Source organism: Phenylobacterium sp. (assembly GCF_016793285.1).
Lineage (GTDB): Bacteria > Pseudomonadota > Alphaproteobacteria > Caulobacterales > Caulobacteraceae > Phenylobacterium.
The window spans coordinates 1-18,393 of the sequence record NZ_JAEUMO010000172.1; the positions used below are offsets into that span (position 1 = coordinate 1).

General features: G+C 70.9%; 18 protein-coding genes. 12 read left to right on the forward strand and 6 right to left on the reverse strand.

The window, feature by feature from the left end:
• The coding region (locus tag JNL41_RS15205; RefSeq protein ID WP_293476352.1) for an ATP-binding protein at positions 1-429 on the forward strand (429 nt) is incomplete at its 5' end.
• A 32-nt stretch (positions 430-461) separates the two neighbouring features.
• Here the strand turns inward: JNL41_RS15205 and JNL41_RS15210 are convergent.
• Positions 462-1,352, reverse strand: coding sequence for a hypothetical protein (locus JNL41_RS15210; RefSeq protein WP_293476353.1), 891 nt, complete (start codon positions 1,350-1,352; stop codon positions 462-464).
• A 140-nt stretch (positions 1,353-1,492) separates the two neighbouring features.
• Between JNL41_RS15210 and JNL41_RS15215 the strand changes: the two genes are divergently transcribed.
• The 3 genes from JNL41_RS15215 (at position 1,493) to JNL41_RS15225 (ending at position 5,282) form a co-directional block, all read left to right on the forward strand.
• A complete protein-coding gene (locus JNL41_RS15215; RefSeq protein ID WP_293476354.1) occupies positions 1,493-1,825 on the forward strand; it encodes a DUF1491 family protein in 333 nt (110 codons plus the stop codon).
• A 64-nt stretch (positions 1,826-1,889) separates the two neighbouring features.
• The gene (locus JNL41_RS15220) at positions 1,890-3,587 is read left to right on the forward strand and encodes a class I adenylate-forming enzyme family protein (RefSeq protein WP_293476355.1); all 1,698 of its coding nucleotides are present in this window, start codon (positions 1,890-1,892) and stop codon (positions 3,585-3,587) included.
• Between the two features lie 444 nt (positions 3,588-4,031).
• Positions 4,032-5,282 carry an LLM class flavin-dependent oxidoreductase gene (locus JNL41_RS15225; protein WP_293476357.1) on the forward strand — a complete coding sequence of 417 codons (1,251 nt, stop codon included), beginning with the start codon at positions 4,032-4,034 and terminating at the stop codon, positions 5,280-5,282.
• A gap of 7 nt (positions 5,283-5,289) precedes the next feature.
• Here JNL41_RS15225 and msrA read toward each other — a convergent pair whose 3' ends face one another.
• On the reverse strand, positions 5,290-5,805 hold the full coding sequence (gene msrA, locus JNL41_RS15230; protein ID WP_293476359.1) for a peptide-methionine (S)-S-oxide reductase MsrA: 516 nt from the start codon (positions 5,803-5,805) through the stop codon (positions 5,290-5,292).
• Positions 5,806-5,889: 84 nt separating this feature from the next.
• Between msrA and JNL41_RS15235 the strand changes: the two genes are divergently transcribed.
• The 6 genes from JNL41_RS15235 to JNL41_RS15260 all read left to right on the forward strand — a co-directional run bounded on the left by JNL41_RS15235 (position 5,890) and on the right by JNL41_RS15260 (position 11,856).
• Positions 5,890-6,186, forward strand: coding sequence for a putative quinol monooxygenase (locus JNL41_RS15235; RefSeq protein ID WP_293476361.1), 297 nt, complete (start codon positions 5,890-5,892; stop codon positions 6,184-6,186).
• Positions 6,187-6,230: 44 nt separating this feature from the next.
• Positions 6,231-7,838, forward strand: coding sequence for a peptide chain release factor 3 (locus JNL41_RS15240; protein WP_293476363.1), 1,608 nt, complete (start codon positions 6,231-6,233; stop codon positions 7,836-7,838).
• Positions 7,839-7,845: 7 nt separating this feature from the next.
• A complete protein-coding gene (locus JNL41_RS15245) occupies positions 7,846-8,751 on the forward strand; it encodes a class I SAM-dependent methyltransferase (protein ID WP_293476365.1) in 906 nt (301 codons plus the stop codon).
• The gene (locus tag JNL41_RS15250) at positions 8,748-9,488 is read left to right on the forward strand and encodes a 16S rRNA pseudouridine(516) synthase (RefSeq protein ID WP_293476367.1); all 741 of its coding nucleotides are present in this window, start codon (positions 8,748-8,750) and stop codon (positions 9,486-9,488) included. The genes JNL41_RS15245 and JNL41_RS15250 overlap by 4 nt, the downstream gene beginning before the upstream one ends.
• Before the next feature lie 273 nt (positions 9,489-9,761).
• Entirely contained in the window at positions 9,762-11,132 is a 1,371-nt protein-coding gene (locus tag JNL41_RS15255; RefSeq protein ID WP_293476369.1) for a hypothetical protein, read from the forward strand.
• Positions 11,133-11,220: 88 nt separating this feature from the next.
• A complete protein-coding gene (locus tag JNL41_RS15260) occupies positions 11,221-11,856 on the forward strand; it encodes a TonB family protein (protein WP_293476371.1) in 636 nt (211 codons plus the stop codon).
• Here JNL41_RS15260 and JNL41_RS15265 read toward each other — a convergent pair whose 3' ends face one another.
• From JNL41_RS15265 to JNL41_RS15280, 4 genes are all read right to left on the reverse strand, one after another.
• The gene (locus JNL41_RS15265) at positions 11,857-12,615 is read right to left on the reverse strand and encodes an ABC transporter permease (RefSeq protein WP_293476373.1); all 759 of its coding nucleotides are present in this window, start codon (positions 12,613-12,615) and stop codon (positions 11,857-11,859) included.
• Positions 12,612-13,346: an ABC transporter ATP-binding protein gene (locus tag JNL41_RS15270; protein WP_293476374.1), complete on the reverse strand. Its 735-nt coding sequence runs from the start codon at positions 13,344-13,346 to the stop codon at positions 12,612-12,614. The genes JNL41_RS15265 and JNL41_RS15270 overlap by 4 nt, the downstream gene beginning before the upstream one ends.
• Positions 13,347-13,551: 205 nt before the next feature.
• The gene (locus tag JNL41_RS15275; protein WP_293476375.1) at positions 13,552-14,544 is read right to left on the reverse strand and encodes an ABC transporter substrate-binding protein; all 993 of its coding nucleotides are present in this window, start codon (positions 14,542-14,544) and stop codon (positions 13,552-13,554) included.
• Positions 14,545-15,025: 481 nt separating this feature from the next.
• Entirely contained in the window at positions 15,026-16,819 is a 1,794-nt protein-coding gene (locus JNL41_RS15280; protein WP_293476377.1) for an ABC-F family ATP-binding cassette domain-containing protein, read from the reverse strand.
• 81 nt (positions 16,820-16,900) lie between these two features.
• Here JNL41_RS15280 and JNL41_RS15285 point away from each other — a divergent pair, with 81 nt between their 5' ends.
• The gene (locus JNL41_RS15285) at positions 16,901-17,365 is read left to right on the forward strand and encodes a YcgN family cysteine cluster protein (protein WP_293476378.1); all 465 of its coding nucleotides are present in this window, start codon (positions 16,901-16,903) and stop codon (positions 17,363-17,365) included.
• A gap of 123 nt (positions 17,366-17,488) precedes the next feature.
• Positions 17,489-18,393, forward strand: a 905-nt coding sequence (locus tag JNL41_RS15290) for a DnaJ C-terminal domain-containing protein (RefSeq protein WP_293476380.1), incomplete at its 3' end; no start/stop codon positions are given.

The following is an 18,393-nucleotide window of genomic DNA, read 5'->3' on the forward strand; positions in this document are numbered from 1 at the left end:
GACCGGGCGGGCGTGAACCTGCGGGGCGTCCTGCCCATCGCGCCGCTGCAGGCCGAAGCCGACAAGCGGGCCGTGAAGCAGATCGCGCTGAACCTGATCTCGAACGCGCTGAAGTTCACCCCGGCCGGCGGGTCGGTGACCGTCACCGTGCAGGGTGACGGCGACACGCTGGAGCTGGTCGTCGCCGACACCGGCGTCGGCATCGCGCAGGACGACATCGAGCGCCTGGGCCGCCCGTTCGAACAGGTGGGCGAGCAGGAGAAGAAGCTGGAGGGCACGGGCCTGGGCCTGTCGCTGGTCCGCGCCTTCGCCCGCCTGCACGGCGGCGACATGGTGGTCGAAAGCGAGATGGGCCACGGGACCAGCATCACCGTGCGCATGCCGGTGCTCACGGGCGCCAACGCCGAGCCGATCCGGCGAAAGGGGTAGGGCTCTTACCTCCCCCGCGCAGCGGCGGGAGGCTAGCGCGAGGCGATCTGGAGGAAGGCGCGGCCGGCGGCGAAGTCGCCGACTTCGACGTAGGCGACGCGCGAGCGGCCGCCCGGCAGCATGAACTCGACGGCGACAGCCTCGCGAGGGTCGAGCTCGCTCAGCGCCTGGACGGCGTTCGTGGGGAAGCGGAAGGCCCAGCCGCCCGCATAGCCCTTGGGCAGGAGTTCGGCCTCGGCGCCGGCGCGGGCCTCGGCGATGTAGCTCCGGGTGGCCGACGACGGCGGCAGCTTCTTCGCCAGCGGCTGGCGCCCCCCCAGCAGGTAAGGGCCCATGGTGCGGCCGGTGTCGCGCATCACGAGGCGGGCCGAGTAGGGCGTGGCCTTGTCCGAGAAGGCGGCGACGGCGACCAGGGCGCTCTGGTTGTCCTGGCGGCCGGCTAGGCCGAAGATCATGCGGTTCGAGCCGAAATCGGCGCTCTGCGACAGCCGCCAGCGGGCGGTGCGGCCGACGCCGCGGTCGGCGCGCCATTCGGTCAGGTCGCCCGGATAGACCATGCGCTGGATGCGCGCATAGCTGCCGTAGGCGGCCTGGATTCGCGCTGCCTGGCTGGCGACCAGCGGGCTGGAGCAGTCGATCTGCGCCGCGCGGCCCCGGGCGTTGCGCTCGATGGCGACCAGCGACTTGAGGTCGGTTCCGGCGCGCAGGGCCGCGCCCCGGGCCTGCGCGGCGCCGGCGGCCAGCGCCGACGACACGGCCGGCGTGAACAGGTCGCAACGGCTGTCCGCCGCCGTCATCACCGTCCGCTCGAAGAAGAGGTCGACCGGCTGAGCCAGCGCTGCCGCAGGGAAGGCGATCGCCGCCGCAGCCCCCGCGAACCCCAACACCCGAGACGTCGGCCCGCCGCTTCTGCGCGAGCTCATGCGTCCTCAAATCCACCATCGTGCGCGGCCGTGTTTCGGCCGTCTGACGTGCGCGGCTTAACCCCGGGACGGTTGAGGTCCGGTGGACGGAGAGGGTTAACGATTTCAAACGGGCGTTGGACGCGCTAACTGCATCGCCGATGCTGCTGTCCACCGACATCTGGGTCGGCGCCCTTATCCGTCGCGCCGAGATCGGCGGCGGCTTCGCCGTCGTGGCGCGGAAGGGCGACCCGCGCGCCGGGGCGGTGCTGGTGAAGGTGCTGAACCGGACCGACGGGACGGCGCGGCTGCTGTCGGAAGCGACGCGCGGCGACGGCGACCGCGTGTGGATGGAGCCGGCGGCATCGCGGGACGAGGGCGACCTCGACCGCTACATCGAGCGCGCCGTCCGGATCGATCCGGACGTCTGGGTGGTCGAGATCGAGGATCGCGAGGGCCGGCACTTTCTGGTGGAGCCGGTCGAGAAGGCCTGAGTACGTTTGTTCGCAACCAACGGCGCGCCAAGACGCCGGCACGAGATCAAGGGATAAAAACGGGATGCACTACGCGGAACTGAACAAGGCCTGGGACGAGCTGACCGGCCCGGGCGCGCCGCTGGAGGTGGTGGACGTCGAGGTGCGCGGGATTCTCGTGCGGGCCTTCAAGAACGCCCCGCCGAGCGTGCGGGCGCTGTGGCTGTCGTCGGCGCAGTTCGCCGATCGCGACTATCTGGTGTTCGGCGACGAGCGGATCACCTACGGCGAGGCGCACAAGCTGGTGGCCTCGGTGGCCAACTGGCTGCTGGCGCAGGGCGTGACGCCCGGCGACCGCGTGGCGGTGGCCATGCGCAACTACCCGGAATGGATGCTGATCTACTGGGCCTGCGCCTGCATCGGCGCGGCCTGCGTGGGCATGAACGCCTGGTGGACGGCCCCCGAGATGGCCTATGGCATGAAGGACGCCGAGCCGAAGGTGCTGTTCGCCGACGCCGAGCGGATCGCGCGCCTGGACGAGCAGCCGGGCATGCTGGGCGGAGCGACCCTCGTGGCGGTGCGGACCGAGGCGCCGGCGGGCGCGGTGGCGTGGTCGGAGGTGGCGGGCCACGGCGGCGCGCTGCCCGACGTCGCGATCGATCCCGACAGCGACCTGTGCATCTTCTACACCTCGGGCACGACGGGCTTCCCCAAGGGCGCGCAGCTCACGCACCGAAGCTGCATCAACAACCTGATGAACATGATGTTCGCGGGCCAGGTGACGACGCTCGCGACGCAGCGCGGCATGGGCGTCACGCCCGACCCGACCGTGGCGCCGCCGATCCCGGTGAGCTTGGTCACGACGCCGCTGTTCCACGTCACCGCCAACAACTGTGCGGCCTACGCCACCACCGCGGCCGGCGGGAAAATGGTGCTGATGTACAAGTGGGACGTGGTCGAGGCGCTGAAGCTGATCGAGCGCGAGCGCTGCACCTCGGCCGGCGGCGTGCCGGTGATGGCGCGCGAGATGATCATGCACCCCGACTTCGCCAGGTACGACACCTCCAGCCTGCTCAGCATGGGCGGCGGCGGGGCGCAGTTGCAGCCCGACCTGGTGGACAAGATCGACAAGGCGATCGCGACGGCGCGGCCGAACACCGGCTACGGCATGACCGAGACCTCGGGGATCATCACCTCGATCTCGGGCGACTTCTTCGTGGACAAGCCGGCGAGCTGCGGCCGCGCCATGCCGACCTTCGAGATCAGGGTGGCGGGTGACGACGGCCAGGCCCTGCCGCCCGGCGAGCCCGGCGAACTCTGGGTGAAGGGCGCCTCGGTCATCAAGGGCTACATCAATCGGCCGGAAGCCACGGCGGAATCGATCACCGACGGCTGGCTGCACACGGGCGACGTCGCCTACCTGGACGAGGAAGGCTTCATCTACCTGGTGGACCGCAAGAAGGACATGGTCCTGCGCGGCGGCGAGAACATCTATTGCGTCGAGGTCGAGGCGGCCGTGCATCGCGACCCCGCGGTGGCCGAGTGCTGCGTCTTCGGCGTGCCGGACGACCGGATGGGCGAGGAGGTGGGCGCCGCCATCGTGCCGCAGCCGGGTCAGACGCTGACCGCCGGGCAGATCCGCGCGGCCGTCGGCGCCCAGATCGCGAAGCACAAGGTGCCCCGCTACATCTGGATCCTGCACGATCTCATCCCGCGCAACGCCAACGGCAAGTTCCTCAAGCGCGAGCTGCGCGAGACGCTGAAGGTGGCCGAGGCGGAGTAGGGCGTCAGACGAGCAGGCGCGCCGGCTCTCCGCATTGCTCCCCGACGCGGACCGCCTTGCGATCGAAATGACGATCCCGTCCGTCCCGTCCAACGCCCGTACCGCGGCGGCGAACTGCTTCGGCTCATCGGCGACGACGAAGCGGACGAGTACGTTGGTGTCGATCGTCGCTTTCAATCCAGCTCGCCGGCCCAACCGCGCGCGATGACTTCGTTCATGTCTTCGATGCTCAAGGTCGGTTGCCCCGGGCGCTTGAGCATTCCCGCGATGTCCGCCCATGTGCCGCAACGCCTGGGCGCGCTGACCTGGATGCGGCCATTGGGCAATGTCCCGACCTCGATCGCGACCCCTCGTCGAGGCGAGAAGGGACGCTTCCGTCGGGGCAGGGATAGTCAGGTCGAAAGGCGTGACCTAAACACTCGTTTGAACAATCGGGAGGCTCAGATGGCCCGCATGAAGTTCGGTGCGTTCCTGGCGCCGCATCACCCCATCGGCGAGCACCCGATGCTGCAGATGCGCAACGACATCAAGTTCGCGGCGCACCTCGACGAGCTGGGCTTCGACGAGTTCTGGGTGGGCGAGCACCACTCGACTGGCTGGGAGGTCATCGCCTCGCCGGAGATGTTCCTGGCGGCCGTGGCCGAGCGGACGCAGCGGATCCGGCTGGGCACGGGCGTGGTCTCGCTGCCCTATCACCACCCGTTCACTGTGGCGCAGCGCATGGTCCAGTTGGACCACATGAGCCGCGGCCGGGTCATCTTCGGCACGGGCCCCGGCGCTCTGCCGTCGGACGCCTACATGCTGGGGATCGACCCCATGACCCAGCGCGACCGCCAGGACGAGGCGATCGGGGTGCTCCAGCGCCTGTTCCGCGGCGAGCGCGTCACCCATGAGAGCGACTGGTTCACCCTGAAGGACGCGCGCCTGCAGCTCTTCCCGCTGCAGGAAGAGCTGCCGATGGTGACCGCCTCGTCGATCAGCCCGTCGGGGATGACGCTGGCCGGCAAGTACGGCATCGGCGTGCTTTCGATCGGCTCGAACTCGGACGCGGGCTTGGCGGCGCTGCCGACGCAGTGGGGCTTCGCCGAGCAGGCGGCGGCCAAGCACGGCCAGACCGTGAGCCGCGACAACTGGCGCGTCCTGATGACCTGGCACATCGCCGAGACGCGCGAGCAGGCCATCGCCGAGTCGGCCCAGGGCCTGATGCATTGGCACAACGAATACACCGTCGGCACGCTGATGCGGCCCGGGGCCGATGCGTTCAAGACGCCGGAAGAAGCCATCGAGCAGACCGCGTTCTCGCCGGGATCGGCGGCGGTGATCGGCACGCCCGACGACCTGGTGGCCGCGATCCGCAAGCTCGCCGCCTCAGCGGGCGGCTTCGGGACCGTGCTGGGGTTCGTCCACGACTGGGCGAACCGCGAGGCGACGAACCGGAGCTGGGAGCTGGTGGCGCGCTATGTGATCCCCGAGGTCCACGGGCTGCTCGACGGCTATCGTGACTCGCGCGCCTACGTGGTCGAGCACCGCGAGTGGTTCGAGCGCGCCGGGCAGGCGGTGCTGGCCAAGATCATGTCGCACGAAGGCGCGGCCAAGGCGCTGCAGGAGGGCATGCAGGCTCAGACCGCCATGCGCTCGCCCAACGCACCGGACCTCAACAAGGCCGCCAAGGAAGCGGCGAAGGCCGAGAAGTAGCCCCCGCTCAGCGCGCCTCGGCGCGGACGGGCAGCCGCCAGTTCGGGCGGATGAAGTGGCAGGTGTAGCCGTTGGGGATGCGCTCCAGGTAATCTTGGTGCTCGGGCTCGGCTTCCCAGAAGTCGCCCGCGGGCGCGACCTCGGTCACCACCTTGCCCGGCCACAGGCCCGAGGCGTCGACGTCGGCGATGGTGTCCAGCGCCACGCGCTTCTGGTCCTCGGAGGCGTAGAAGATCGCCGAGCGATAGCTCAGGCCCACGTCGTTGCCCTGCCGGTTCTTCGTCGACGGGTCGTGGATCTGGAAGAAGAACTCCAGGAGCTGGCGAAAGCTGATCCTGGCGGGGTCGAAGATGATCTCGATCGCCTCGGCGTGCGTGCCGTGGTTGCGGTAGGTGGCGTTGGGCACGTCGCCGCCCGAGTAGCCGACGCGGGTCTCGAGCACGCCAGGATAGCGTCGCAGCAGGTCCTGGACGCCCCAGAAGCAGCCTCCGGCGAGGATGGCGGTCTCGGTCGCAGCGGTCATGGTCGGGTCCTCCTCTCGGGCGCGGTTGTCAGATAATGCTCGCAAGCCGAACTTGAAGCCATCGCCAGCCAGGGAAGACGACCGATGCCGAGCCCCGTGAAGATCATGGCGGTGCTGACCGCGCGGCCCGGCAAGGCCGAGGCGCTGGGGGCGCTGCTCGCGGGCATGGTGGAGCCCTGCCGCGGCGAGCCCGGCAACCTGCGCTGGGATATCTGGCGCGACCAGGCCGAGCCCGGGCGGTTCATCCTGGACGAACTCTACGCCGACAACGCCGCGGTGGCCGCGCACCGCGAGACGGCGCACTTCAAGGCCTATTTCGCCCGGATCAACGACCTGGCGGAGCGGCAGCCCTACGTGCTGGACGCCGTCGCGGTCGGCTGACGTCGCTTCCGCCGCGCGCGCCCGCGTGGTAGGCGCGGCGCCCCATGAGCAACTCTCCCGCCGCCGAGGCCGCGCGCCGCCGGACCTTCGCGATCATCTCGCACCCGGACGCCGGCAAGACCACGCTGACCGAGAACCTGCTGCTGGCCGGCGGGGCGATCCGGGCGGCCGGCGCGGTGCGCGCGCGGGGCGAGAACCGGCGCACCCGGTCGGACTGGATGAAGATCGAGCGCGAGCGCGGGATCAGCGTCTCCGCCTCGGTGATGACGTTCGACCACGACGGGCTGATGTTCAACCTGCTGGACACGCCGGGCCACGAGGACTTCTCGGAAGACACCTACCGCACCCTGACGGCCGCCGACGCGGCGGTGATGGTGCTGGACGCCGCCAAGGGCATCGAGCCGCAGACGCTGAAGCTGTTCGAGGTGTGCCGCATGCGCGACATCCCGATCATCACCTTCATCAACAAGATGGACCGCGAGGCGCAGGACCCGTTCGAACTGCTGGACGAGGTGGCCTCGAAGCTGGCGCTGGACCCGTCGCCGCTCTACTGGCCGGCGGGCTCGGGCGGGCGCTTCAAGGGCATGCTGGACCTGCGCCGCGACCGCTTCCTGCCGTTCGCCAAGAAGACCGGCGGGGCCAAGGACGAAGACGAGGGGCATCCCGACGCCATCGCGTTCAAGGGCAACGCGGTGGTGAGCTATCTGGAGCCCGACGAGCAGGAGGAACTCGCCGAGAACGCCGAACTCGCGATGGGCGGCCTGAAGCCGTTCGATCCGCAGAGCTTCCTGGAAGGGCACATGACGCCGGTGTTCTTCGGCTCTGCGCTGCGCCATTTCGGCGTGGACCAACTGCTGGAGGGCCTGGGCGCCTATGCCCCGCCGCCCAAGGCCGTGGCCGCGCGCAGGGGCGGGGACGACACCCACGTCGCGCCCGGCGACCGCGAAGTGACCGGCTTCGTCTTCAAGGTCCAGGCGAACATGGACCCCAACCATCGCGACCGGATCGCCTTCCTGAAGCTGTGTTCGGGACGGTTCTCGCGCGGCATGAAGCTGAAGGTTCAGAACACCGACAAGCAGCTCAGCGTGAACGCGCCCATGATGTTCTTCGCGTCGGACCGCGAGCTGGCCGAGGACGCGTTCGCCGGCGACGTGATCGGGATCCCGAACCACGGCGTGCTGCGCGTGGGCGACAGCCTGTCGGAGAGCGGGACGCTGCGGTTCGCCGGCCTGCCCAACTTCGCCCCGGAGATCCTGCAGCGGGTGCGGGTGAGGGACCCACTCAAGGCCAAGCACCTGAAGAAGGCGCTGGAGAGCCTGGCCGAGGAGGGCGTGACGCAGCTCTTCCGCCCCAGCCTGGGCGCCGACTTCATCGTGGGTGCGGTGGGCCAGCTTCAGTTCGAAGTGATGGCTGACCGCCTCAGGGAGGAATACCAGCTCGACGTGATCTTCGAGCCGAGCCCGTTCGCCGAGGCGCGCTGGATCGTGGGCGAGAAGGCGGACCTCGAGGACTTCATGGGCAAGCACCGCAGCGCCATGGGGACCGACATCGACGAGCAGCCGGTGTTCCTGGCCAAGTCGGCGTGGGAAGTGGGCTATGTGTCCGAGCGCTTCCCGAAGGTGCGCTTCGAACGCTCGAAGGAACGGGCCTAGCGCCGCAATGACCGGGGCCGTCCTCTATGGCGCGCCTGCGCCGGGGCTGGTCGATATCCCCGCCGGCGCAGTCCAGGTCTCGCCGTTGATCCCGGGATCGCAGGACCTGGCGGCGATGGCCGACGGCAGCGTCGAGCGCGCGGTGGTGCTGGCGCCGGGCGGGGTGATCGAGCGGGACTATGTGCTGGCCCAGGCGCTCAGGGTGCTGAAGCCCGGCGCGCCGCTGCTGGCTTTCGCGCCCAAGGACAAGGGCGGCGGACGGCTGAGGAAGGCGCTGGAGGCGTTCGGCTGCACGGTCGGCGAGGACGCGCGGCGGCATCATCGCTTCTGTCAGACGGTGCGGCCGGCGGCGCCGGCGCGGCTCGCCGAGGCGGTCGCGGCGGGCGCGCCGCGGCTGTCGCCCGGCCTCGGCGTCTGGACCCAGCCGGGCGTCTTTAGCTGGGACCGTGTCGATCCCGGCAGCGCGCGGCTGATGGGCGTCCTGCCGGCGCTGGTGGGACGCGGGGCCGACCTCGGGTGCGGCCTGGGCCTCCTTGCGCAGCGGGTGCTGGCCTCGCCAGCGGTGACGGCGCTCGGCTGCATCGACATCGACCGCCGTGCCGTCGAGTGCGCGCGGCGCAATCTCGACGACCCGCGGGTGGAGGTGGCCTGGGCCGACGTGCGCCAGGGCCCGGCCCGCGGCGATCTCGACTTCGTGGTGATGAATCCGCCGTTCCACGACGGCGGCGTCGAGGACAAGGCGCTGGGCGTGGCGTTCGTGACGAAGGCGGCGGCGATGCTGCGCCGCGGCGGCGTCTGCTGGCTCGTGGCCAACCGGCATCTGCCCTACGAGCAGGCCCTGTCGGCGGCGTTCGAGAGCTACGCCGTGCGCGACGACGGCCAGGGCTACAAGGTCATCGAGGCGCGGCGATGAGCGGGGCGCGGCCTCCGATGGCGCGGCTGGACAGGCTGCTGGCCAATCTCGGCTACGGCTCCCGGCGCGAGGTGGCAGACCTCGTGCGGCACAGGCAGGTGGTGCTGGACGGCGTGGTGCTGAAGGACGCCGGCGCCAAGGTCCCGGTGGTCCCCGACCTGCCGGCGCGGATGACGGTGGCCGACAGGCCGGTCGATCCGCCCGCGCCCCTGACGCTGATCATGCACAAGCCGCTGGAGGTGGTGTGCTCGCACAAGGAGCCCGGCCGCAGCGTCTACGAGCTGCTGCCCCGCCGCTGGCAGGCGCGGATGCCGGGGCTGTCGACCATCGGGCGGCTGGACAAGGACACGACCGGCTTGCTGCTGATCACCGACGACGGGGCGCTGCTGCACCGGGTGATCTCGCCGAAGAGCCATGTGGCCAAGCGCTACCGCGCCACGCTGGACCGGCCGCTGGAGGGCTGGGAGGCGGAGACGTTCGCCGGCGGCCGGCTGCTGCTGGACGGCGAGACCGATCCGCTTGCGCCGGCGGTGCTGGAGCCGCTGGGGCCGCGCGAGGCCTTCCTGACTATCACCGAGGGGCGCTACCACCAGGTCCGGCGCATGTTCGCCGCCGTTGGCAACCATGTGACGGGGCTGCACCGCGACCGCATCGGCGGGCTGTCGCTGCCGGAGGACCTGGCGCCCGGCGAGTGGCGCCGGCTCGCGTCCGAGGAGCAGGCGACGCTCTTCCTCTGAACGATGCGCCGGGGCGCGTGTGGGAATCTGGGAAAGTCCGTTCCGCCAGTCCAGACGGGTCGGCGTCGCCCCGGGAGCAAGCAAGAAGCGTGCCAGAAATTAACGAAATCGAGTTTCTACGACTTTGTTTTACTGACGTTTCTTTGAAGTCACGTTAACCATATCAGTAGAATTAACCACTTGTTAAACCCTTCGGCTCCGGCTTTGCTTGGGACCTGACGATGCCTGTGAGGGGCGTTCCATCGTGGGACGCCGTGGGGCCGGAGCGGGTCTATGTTCGAGTTGGGTCGTGAGCTGCGGCGTTTCTTCGCCGCCGACCGCGCCAGAGCCGTCCCGCAGGATGGTCTGACCGGTGGGGATTCTTCGCTTCTCGAGCTCCTCGACTGCCAGTTGCTGGCGCAGGAAGCCAAGGCCGCCGACATCGCCGCTGGCCGCATCAGCGCCAAGGACAAGCCGCGCCGCCGGCTGGAGGCCGCGATCGTCTGGCGCGAGGTCGCGAGACGCACCGGTGACGCCGTGGCGCTGCGCAAGGCCGCCGCAGGCGCGGAGACCGCAGCCGCGGGTTTCGAGACCGCCCACCGCCGCGACGGCTGGGCCAGGGCGCGCTGCGAGCAGGCCTTCGCCGCCCTGCTGGGCGCCGAGATCTTCGGAGATCCGGGCCTGAACGCCGCCGCCGAGGCCGCCTTCAAGGAGGCGCGCAGCAGCGTGAAGGGCGGGCTCGCCGCGCCGCTGGCCGACGTGGGCCTGCTGGCCATCGAGGGCCGCCGCGTGCTGGACAAGCTGGACGCCTCGGAAGCCATGGCTTTCGCGCAGCGCTTCACGATGCCGATCGCAGCGTTGGACAACATCGCCAAGCGGGTCACCGCCGCCCGGGCGCTGGCGGCCGAGGCCCGCCTGATCCGCGCCGACCTGCTGTGCGGTTTCGGCGCGCGCCTCAAGGACGCCGACATGCTGGACGCCGCTGCTCGCGGGGCCGCCGACGCGGGCGAGCGCCTCGACAGCGCCTATGAGCCGCTGACCTGGGCGCGCGCGAAGATCATGCATGGCCAGGCCCTGGCCCTGAAGGGCGAGGCCGTCGGCGACATTGACGCGCTCGCCGCCGGCGCGGGCGCGCTGGCCATGGCGCTCGACAGCCTCACCCGCGAGCACAGCCCGCTCGACTGGGCGCGCACCCAGGTGGCGCTGGCCCAGGCATTGCAGGCGCTGGGCGAAGCCTCCAGCGACGCGCGCGCCTTCGAGCACGCCGTCTCCTGCTACGACCGCGCCGGCCTGGTGCTGAAGGAGACGCCGACGCTGCCGCTGCGCGGCGCCGCGGCCGGCTCGCGCGCCGTCTGCCTGGCCCGTCAGGCCGAACTGACCGGCGACCGCGCCGTGCTGGACGTGGCCGAGGCGGCCATGAAGATCGAACTCGCCAACCTCTCGCCGCGCCGCGACCCGGTCGGGTGGGCGCTGGCGCAACTGCACCTGGCGCGCCTCTACGAGGCCCGCATGGCGATGACCGGGCAGGAGAGCGGCGAGCGGGCCGCGGCCCTGATGGCCCTGGACGCCGCGCTGGACGTGTTCGGCGACCACGGGCTGCGCTCGCTGTCGGTACTGGCCACCGAGGCGATCGGCCGGTTGAGCGAGCGCCGGGTGCGCCTCTAGCGCTTCACAAATCCGCTGCGGCGAGCGCATCCTCCGCCTGTCTTGGAGGACTTGCGTCATGTTTCGCCGTTTCGCTTCCTTAGCCGCCGTGAGCGCGCTCGCGACGGCTACGCCGGCTGCCGCCGAGATCGTCTGGGTCGCCGCGCCCACCAATGCCGACATGGCCGCGGCCTATCCCGAGAAGGCCAGGGCCGCCGGCGTCGGCGGCGGCGTGGAGCTGGCCTGCACCACCACGCGGGCGGGCGAGATGACCGACTGCGACGTGCTGGGCGAGTCTCCGCGCGGCTACGGCTTCGGTCAGGCGGCCCGGAAGCTCGCCAAGACGATGCAGGGCGCCGACCTGCGCAAGGACGTGGAAGTCCGCATCTCGATGACCTTCGCGCCCGAACTGGCCAAGGGTCAGACCGTGACCGTCAAGACGCCCAGGTGGACCGCGCTGCCCAGCGTCGATGACATGCAGGCCGCCGCGCCCAAGGGCGACGCAGGCGGGCCGAACGACGTGCGGGTGACCCTTGTGTGTGACGTGCAGGCCGGCGGGGTGCTGGCCGGCTGCGTCGTCGACCGCGAGATCCCGGCTGGCCAGGGCTTCGGCCCCGCGATCCTGGCGCTGGCGCCGAAGTTCAAGGTCGGCCTGATGAGCGCCGAGGGCATGCCGACGGTGGGCGCGAAGGTGCGCGTGCCGGTGCGCTTCGACCTCAAGCCGGTGCAGCAGGCGGCGAAGTAGTCAGCGCCCGCGCCACCACTTGAGGCCCGCGCGTTCGGCGGCTTCCAGCAGGGCATGCAGCGCCACACCCATGGCGCCCAGGACGACCAGGGCCGCGATCATGCGCGCGGTCTGCAGCTTGTTGCCGGCGTCGAGGATCTGCCAGGCGAGGCCGCGCACCTGGCCGGACCCGGCGACGAACTCGGCCACGACCGCGCCGATCAGGGCGAGGCCCGCGCCGACCTTGTGGCCTTCGAGCAGGTAGGGGACGGCGGCGGGCAGCCGCAGGCGCAGCGCCCGCTGAACCGGTGTCGCGCCGTAGAGATCGAACAGCCGCTCCAGGTCCGGATCGGCCGACTTCAGCCCGGTGACGGCGCCCGAGAAGATCGGGAAGAACGCGACGAGCACGGCGAGTGCGACGAGCGCCCGCTCTGGATGGTCGATGCCCGCCCAGATGACGACCAGCGGGGCGATGGCGACCACGGGCGTGACCTGGATCACCGAGGCCAGAGGGCGCACGGCGCGGTCGGCGATGGGACTCAGCGCCGTGACCAGCGCCAGGGCCTGCGAGAGGAGGCTGGCGACGACAAGGGCGATCAGGGCGACAGCCAGGGTGCTCCAGGCGGCGGCGGTCAGGGTCGGGAAGTTCGCAGCGAGAGCGGTCGCCACCGCGCTGGGGGCCGGGAGGAAGTAGGGCGGGATGGCGAGCGCGCGGCAGGCCGCCTCCCAGGCCACGAGCAGGAGCGCGGTCAGCGCCAGCGGCGGGACGATCCGGCTCATGGGGCGACCCCGTCGGCCAGGGCGGCGGAGACCTGTTCGGCGGTCTGGCGGAAGCCGGCCCCGGTGCGGAAGTGGGCGGGGCGCGGCATCGGGCCTTCGACGGCGACGTCGGCGGCGACGCGGCCGGGGCCCCTGGTCAGCACGACCACGCGGGAGGCCATGTAGACGGCCTCCTCGACGTTGTGGGTGACGAAGACGATGGCGGGCTTCGTCGCGGCCCAGAGGGCGAGCACGTCGTCGGCCAGTGTGCGCCGGGTGATCTCGTCGAGGGCGGCGAAGGGCTCGTCGAGCAGCAGCAGCTTGGGCTCGGTGACGAGGGCGCGGGCCAGCGACACGCGCATGGCCATGCCGCCCGAGAGCTGCACCGGCCGGGCGGCCTCGGCGCCCGCGAGCCCCACGCGGGCGAGGGCGGCGTCGGCGCGGGCGTGGGCTTCGGCCTTGGCGACGCCGGCCAGTTCCAGCGGGAGCGCGACGTTGGCGCGGGCGGAGAGCCAGGGCGCCAGCGTCGGCGCCTGGAAGACGACGGCGGTCTCGCCGCGGCCGGCGGCGCGGGTCACGCCGCCGCGTGTCGGTTGCTCGAGGCCGGCCAGCAGCCGTAGCGCCGTGGACTTGCCGCAGCCGGAAGGGCCGACCAGCGCCACCGTCTCGCCCGCGCCGATGCTCAGGCTGAACGGGCCGAGGGCCCGGCCGCGGTCGTAGTCGACCTCGACGTCGCGAAGTTCGGCGACCAACTCTACCTCCCCTGCGAAGCGGGGGAGGGGGACCGTCCGCCGAGCGCAGCGGAGAGCGGATGGTGGAGGGGGCGAGCGACAGGCTCTGCGGGTCGACCGGGCGCCCAGGACTCAGCGGATGGGGTTCGCCCCCTCCACCGCCCGCTCTGCGGCGAGCGGTCCTCCTCCCCCGCTGCGCAGTGGAGGTAAGGGAACACCGCGACGCTCACTTCGGGGCGAACTGCAGAGTGTAGGCGCGCTTGGGGTCGAGGGTCTTGGGGTAGACGCCCTGAGCGGCGGCCACGTCGAAGAAGGCCTGCCAGCGGGCCTCGGTCATCGCTCCGATCTTCTCGCCCTTGTCGCCGCTGACGATGCCGTAGGTCTTCATCTTCTCGCGGGCCTGGTCGAGGACATCCTGAGTCATCTCCGGGTTGTCCTTGCGGATCAGCGCGTCCGCCGCCGAGGGATCGCCGGTCAGGTAGTCGGTCCAGCCCTTGGCGGACGCCTCGACGAAGGCCTGGATGGCCTTGGGGTTCCTGGCGATCAGGCCGTCGGTGGCCAGGACCATGGTGGCGTAGCCGGGGTAGCCCTCGTCGGCGAGGAGGAAGACCTTCGGCTTCAGGCCCGCCTGCTTCTCGATCGTGTAGGGCTCGCTGGTCACATAGCCCTGCTGGGCGGCGCGCTTGTCGGCGAGGAACGGTGCGGAGTTGAAGGTGTACTTGCGCACCTGGTCGTCGGTGAACCCGTACTTGGATTTCAGCCAGACCCAGAAGGCCGTCACCGACGCGTCGGAGAGCAGGATCGGGTGGCCCTTCAGGTCGGCGATCCTCTCCACGCCGGTGTTCGGGTGGGCCAGCAGGACTTGCGGGTCCTTCTGCATGTAGGCGGCGACAGCCTTCACCGGCACGCCCTCCTGGGCGAGGTTCATGACGATGAAGCTGTTGGAGCCCATGCCGAGGTCGACGGCGCCCGCGGCCAGGAGCTGGGGCACGTTCACGCCGGGCCCGCCCTGCACGATCTTCACGTCGAGCCCGCGTCTGGCGTACTCGCCTGACGCCAGCGCCTGGTAGAAGCCGCCGTGCTCGGCCTGGGCCTTCCAGTCGGTCGCGAAGCGGATGACGACGGGGGCGTCGGCGGAGGCCGCCTGCTCCTTCTTCCCTGGCGAACAGGCGGCGAGCAACGCGGCCGCGGCGATGACCAGGGTACGCAGGAGCTTCATGGGATCCCTCGACTTGAGCCGCGCGAGGGTAGGGCGCTGCGATCAGGCTTGGAAGACCTTCCCGCATAGCAAGAGGGCGGCGCTTCGGCCGCCCGAAGCGTCGCCCTCTTTTACAGATCCGTTGGGGGATCTGCGCCTCAGGCCGCCTGCCAGTTCGGTTGCGGGTCGCCCCGCGGTTTTCCCTGGCTGCCGGCTTCAGACCTTCCGGTTCCGGTTCCGGGTCGCCCCGGTTCCTTGTCCCTTCGACCTGCCGCTCCGCCCGCTTGCTCGGGGTCCTGCTGTCGCCAGCTCTTCCCTCCGCCGCGCCGCAGTTCCTGTCGGCAAGGGGACGGTGCGCCCGATCCCGGGAGGGCGCAAGCGGGCCCCGCCGCCGAGGCGTCCGGACCGGTCGGAAAACGGTGACTCAGCGGTGGATAACCGTGCCGGGAGGGCGAGTTTCTCCAAGAAAATCAGACGATCTGCATCGTCCACAGGAACGGGTTCAGCGGCCGGCTTCGAGAGCTTCGCGACGCTCTTCCAGCTCCAGCCACTCCTCCTCCGCCGCGGACAACTGGGAGCGGGCGGTTTCCAGCGCGCGGCTGAAGCGGTCGAAGGCGGCCGCGTCGCGCCCGTAGAGGTCCGGGTCGGCGAGCGCCGTCTCAAGCGCGGCGATCTTGCCCGGCATGTCGTGGATCAGAGTGTCGAGCTCGCCGAGCCGCCGCTGGTCCTTGAACGAGAGCTTCGAGGCGGCCTTCGGGGCCGCAGGCTTCGCCGCCGGCGCGGCCCTGGGCGCCGACAGCCGGGGCGGGGCGAAGAAGCCCGGGTTCTGACCGACGAAATCCTGCCAGCCGCCCGGCGTCTCGACCGCGCGTCCGGTCCCGTCGAGGCCGATGGTCGAGGTGGCGAGCCGGTCGATGAAGTCGCGGTCGTGGCTGACCAGGATCAGCGTGCCCTCGTAGTCGGCCAGCAGGTCTTCGAGCAGGTCCAGCGTGTCCATGTCGAGGTCGTTCGTGGGTTCGTCCAGCACCATGACGTTGGCGGGCTTCGCCAGCGCCTTGGCCAGCAGCAGGCGGTTGCGCTCGCCGCCAGACAGGCTCTTTACCGGCTGGCGAAGCTGGGCCTCCGTGAACAGGAAGTCCTTGGCGTAGGCGTTTACGTGCTTGGGCAGGCCGCGGACCAGCACGCTGTCGCCACCCAGTGGGAGCAGCACGTCGCGCAGCGTCATGTCGGGCGAGAGCGCCCCGCGCGCCTGGTCGATGTAGTTGATCTCCAGGTTGGTCCCGAGGGTCACTTCGCCCGCGTCGGCCGCGATTTCGCCCAGCAGCAGCTTCACCAGCGTCGTCTTGCCCGCGCCGTTGGGGCCGACGACAGCCACGCGGTCGCCGCGCAGGATGCGGGTGGAGAAGGTCTTCAGCAGCGTCTTGGCGCCGAAGGCCTTGGAGAGCCCCTTGGCCTCGACGACGCGCTTGCCGGACAGGCCCGAGCTGGCGATGCCCATGCTGAGTTCGGAGCGGGTGTCCTTCAGCCGGTCGGTCTTGTCCTGGCGCAGCGACTCCAGCCGCCGCCGACGCCCCTCGTTCCGGGCGCGGCGCGCGGTGACGCCGCGGGCCATCCAGTGCTGTTCGCGCTCGATGTAGCGGTCGAGACGCCGCGCCTCCTCGGCCTCGGCGGCGGTGATCTTCTCGGCCCAGTCGTCGAAGGCGGCGAAGCCCTGGTCGAGGCGCTTCACCTGACGGTACTCCAGCCAGAAGCAGCGGCCGGTCACCCGCTCCAGGAAGGCGCGGTCGTGGCTGACGATCAGGGCCGCGGCGCGGGAGGCGGCCAGTTCGGCCTCCAGCGTCTCGATGGCCAGGATGTCGAGGTGGTTCGTCGGCTCGTCCAGCAGGATGACGTCCGGATCCTCGGCGAAGGCGCGGGCCAGCGCCGTGCGCCGGATCTCGCCGCCCGAGAGGCCGGTCGCGGGCTTCACCGGATCGAGGCCGAAGTCGGCCAGCGCCGCCTCCGCACGGTGGGCGGGCGCGCCGCCGGCGGTCGCGTGGTCCAGCAGGGTGGCGCCGACGATCTCCGGCTCCTGCGGCACGAAGGCGATGGTCGTGCCCGCGGTGGTGTTGCGCTCGCCGCCGTCGGGTTCGATCTGGCCGGCCAGGATGCGCAGCAGCGTCGACTTGCCCGCGCCGTTGCGGCCGACCAGGCAGGCGCGGACCCGCGCGTCGATGGCCAGGTCGACGCCGTCGAACAGCATCAGCGGACCGTCCGCCAGCCGGACGTCCTTCAGGGCGAGGATGGGCGCGCGCATGTGGGGCGCTCAGATAGCGGCTCACGGCTGCGACGCAAGTTCGCGCTTCTGTCCCGGGCCCGCGCGGCCTACATGGCGCGCATGGCCGGCGAACCCTTCTGGCGGCGCAAGACCCTCGAACAGATGACCGTCGCGGAGTGGGAAAGCCTCTGCGACGGGTGCGGACTGTGCTGCCTGGTGCGGTTCGAGGACGAGGAGAGCGGCGAGGTCATCCCCACCCGCGTCCACTGCAAGCTGTTCGACGCCGCCGCCTGCCGCTGCTCGGACTACGCCGCGCGCCACCGGTACGTGCCCGACTGCATCAAGCTGACGCCGCACAACATCGAGGCGCTGGAATGGATGCCGAAGAGCTGCGCCTACCGCCGCCTGCACGAGGGCCGCGAGCTGGCCGACTGGCACCCGCTGATCACCGGCGACCCGGAGAGCCCGCACCGCGCCGGCATCTCGGTGCGCGGCCAGACCATCAGCGAAGCGGCGCTCAAGGACCCGGAGGACGCCCTGGACTTCGCGGCCTGGGACCTCGTCGTGGAACGCGGCGACGACTGAACGTGTGGTTCCAGGCCGAGCGCCGTGTGGCTATTTTGCCACACCACGCCTTGCAGGCTGGAACCCACCGCCCAATCTAGTACTCACACCATCAGCGTAGGTATTTGAAGGACTCTGACGAGCTTGGCGCGCGATCCGTATCAGGAGCTGGGCGTGGCCCGCACGGCGAGTGCGGACGAGATCCGCAAGGCGTTCCGCAAGCTCGCCAAGGAAAACCACCCCGACCAGAATCCCGGCAACAAGGCCGCCGAGGAGCGTTTCAAGAAGGTCTCCGCGGCCTTCGACATCGTGGGCGACCCCGAGAAGCGCAAGAAGTTCGACGCCGGCGAGATCGACGCCGACGGACGCGAGACCCACATGGGCGGCGGCTTCGGCGGCGGGGGGCCGTGGGGCGGGGGCGGCCATCCCGGCGGCGGCTTCGGCCAGGGCCAGGGGCGACAGGGCGGGTTCCGGACCGAGACCTTCGAGGGCGCGGACCTGGGCGACATCCTGGGCGAGATGTTCGGCGGTGGCCGCCAGGGCCGGGCCGGCGGCATGGGCGGCGGGTTCGGCGGCTTCTCCCAGCGCGGCGCCGACACGCGGGCGCGGCTGGAGATCGACCTCGTCGACGCGATCCGTGGCGGCAAGCAGCGGATCGCGTTCTCGGACGGGCGCACGATCGACGTGACGATCCCGAAGGGCGCGCAGGACGGCCAGACGCTCCGGCTCAAGGGTCAGGGCCAGGCCGGCCGCAGCGGGCCCGGCGACGCCTTCATCGAAATCTCGATCGCGCCGCACGCGGTCTTCAGGCGCGAGGACGACCACCTCGTCATGGACCTGCCGATCACGCTCTATGACGCGGTGCTGGGCGGAAAGGTCGAGGCGCCGACACCCGACGGGCCTGTCAACGTCTCGGTGCCCAAGGGCGCCAACACCGGCACGCGCCTGCGCCTGAAGGGCAAGGGCCTCTCCGGCGCCAAGGGCCAGCGCGGCGACCTCTTCGCGCGCCTGGTCGTGATGCTCCCGGAGGGCGACGCCGCGCTGGAGGC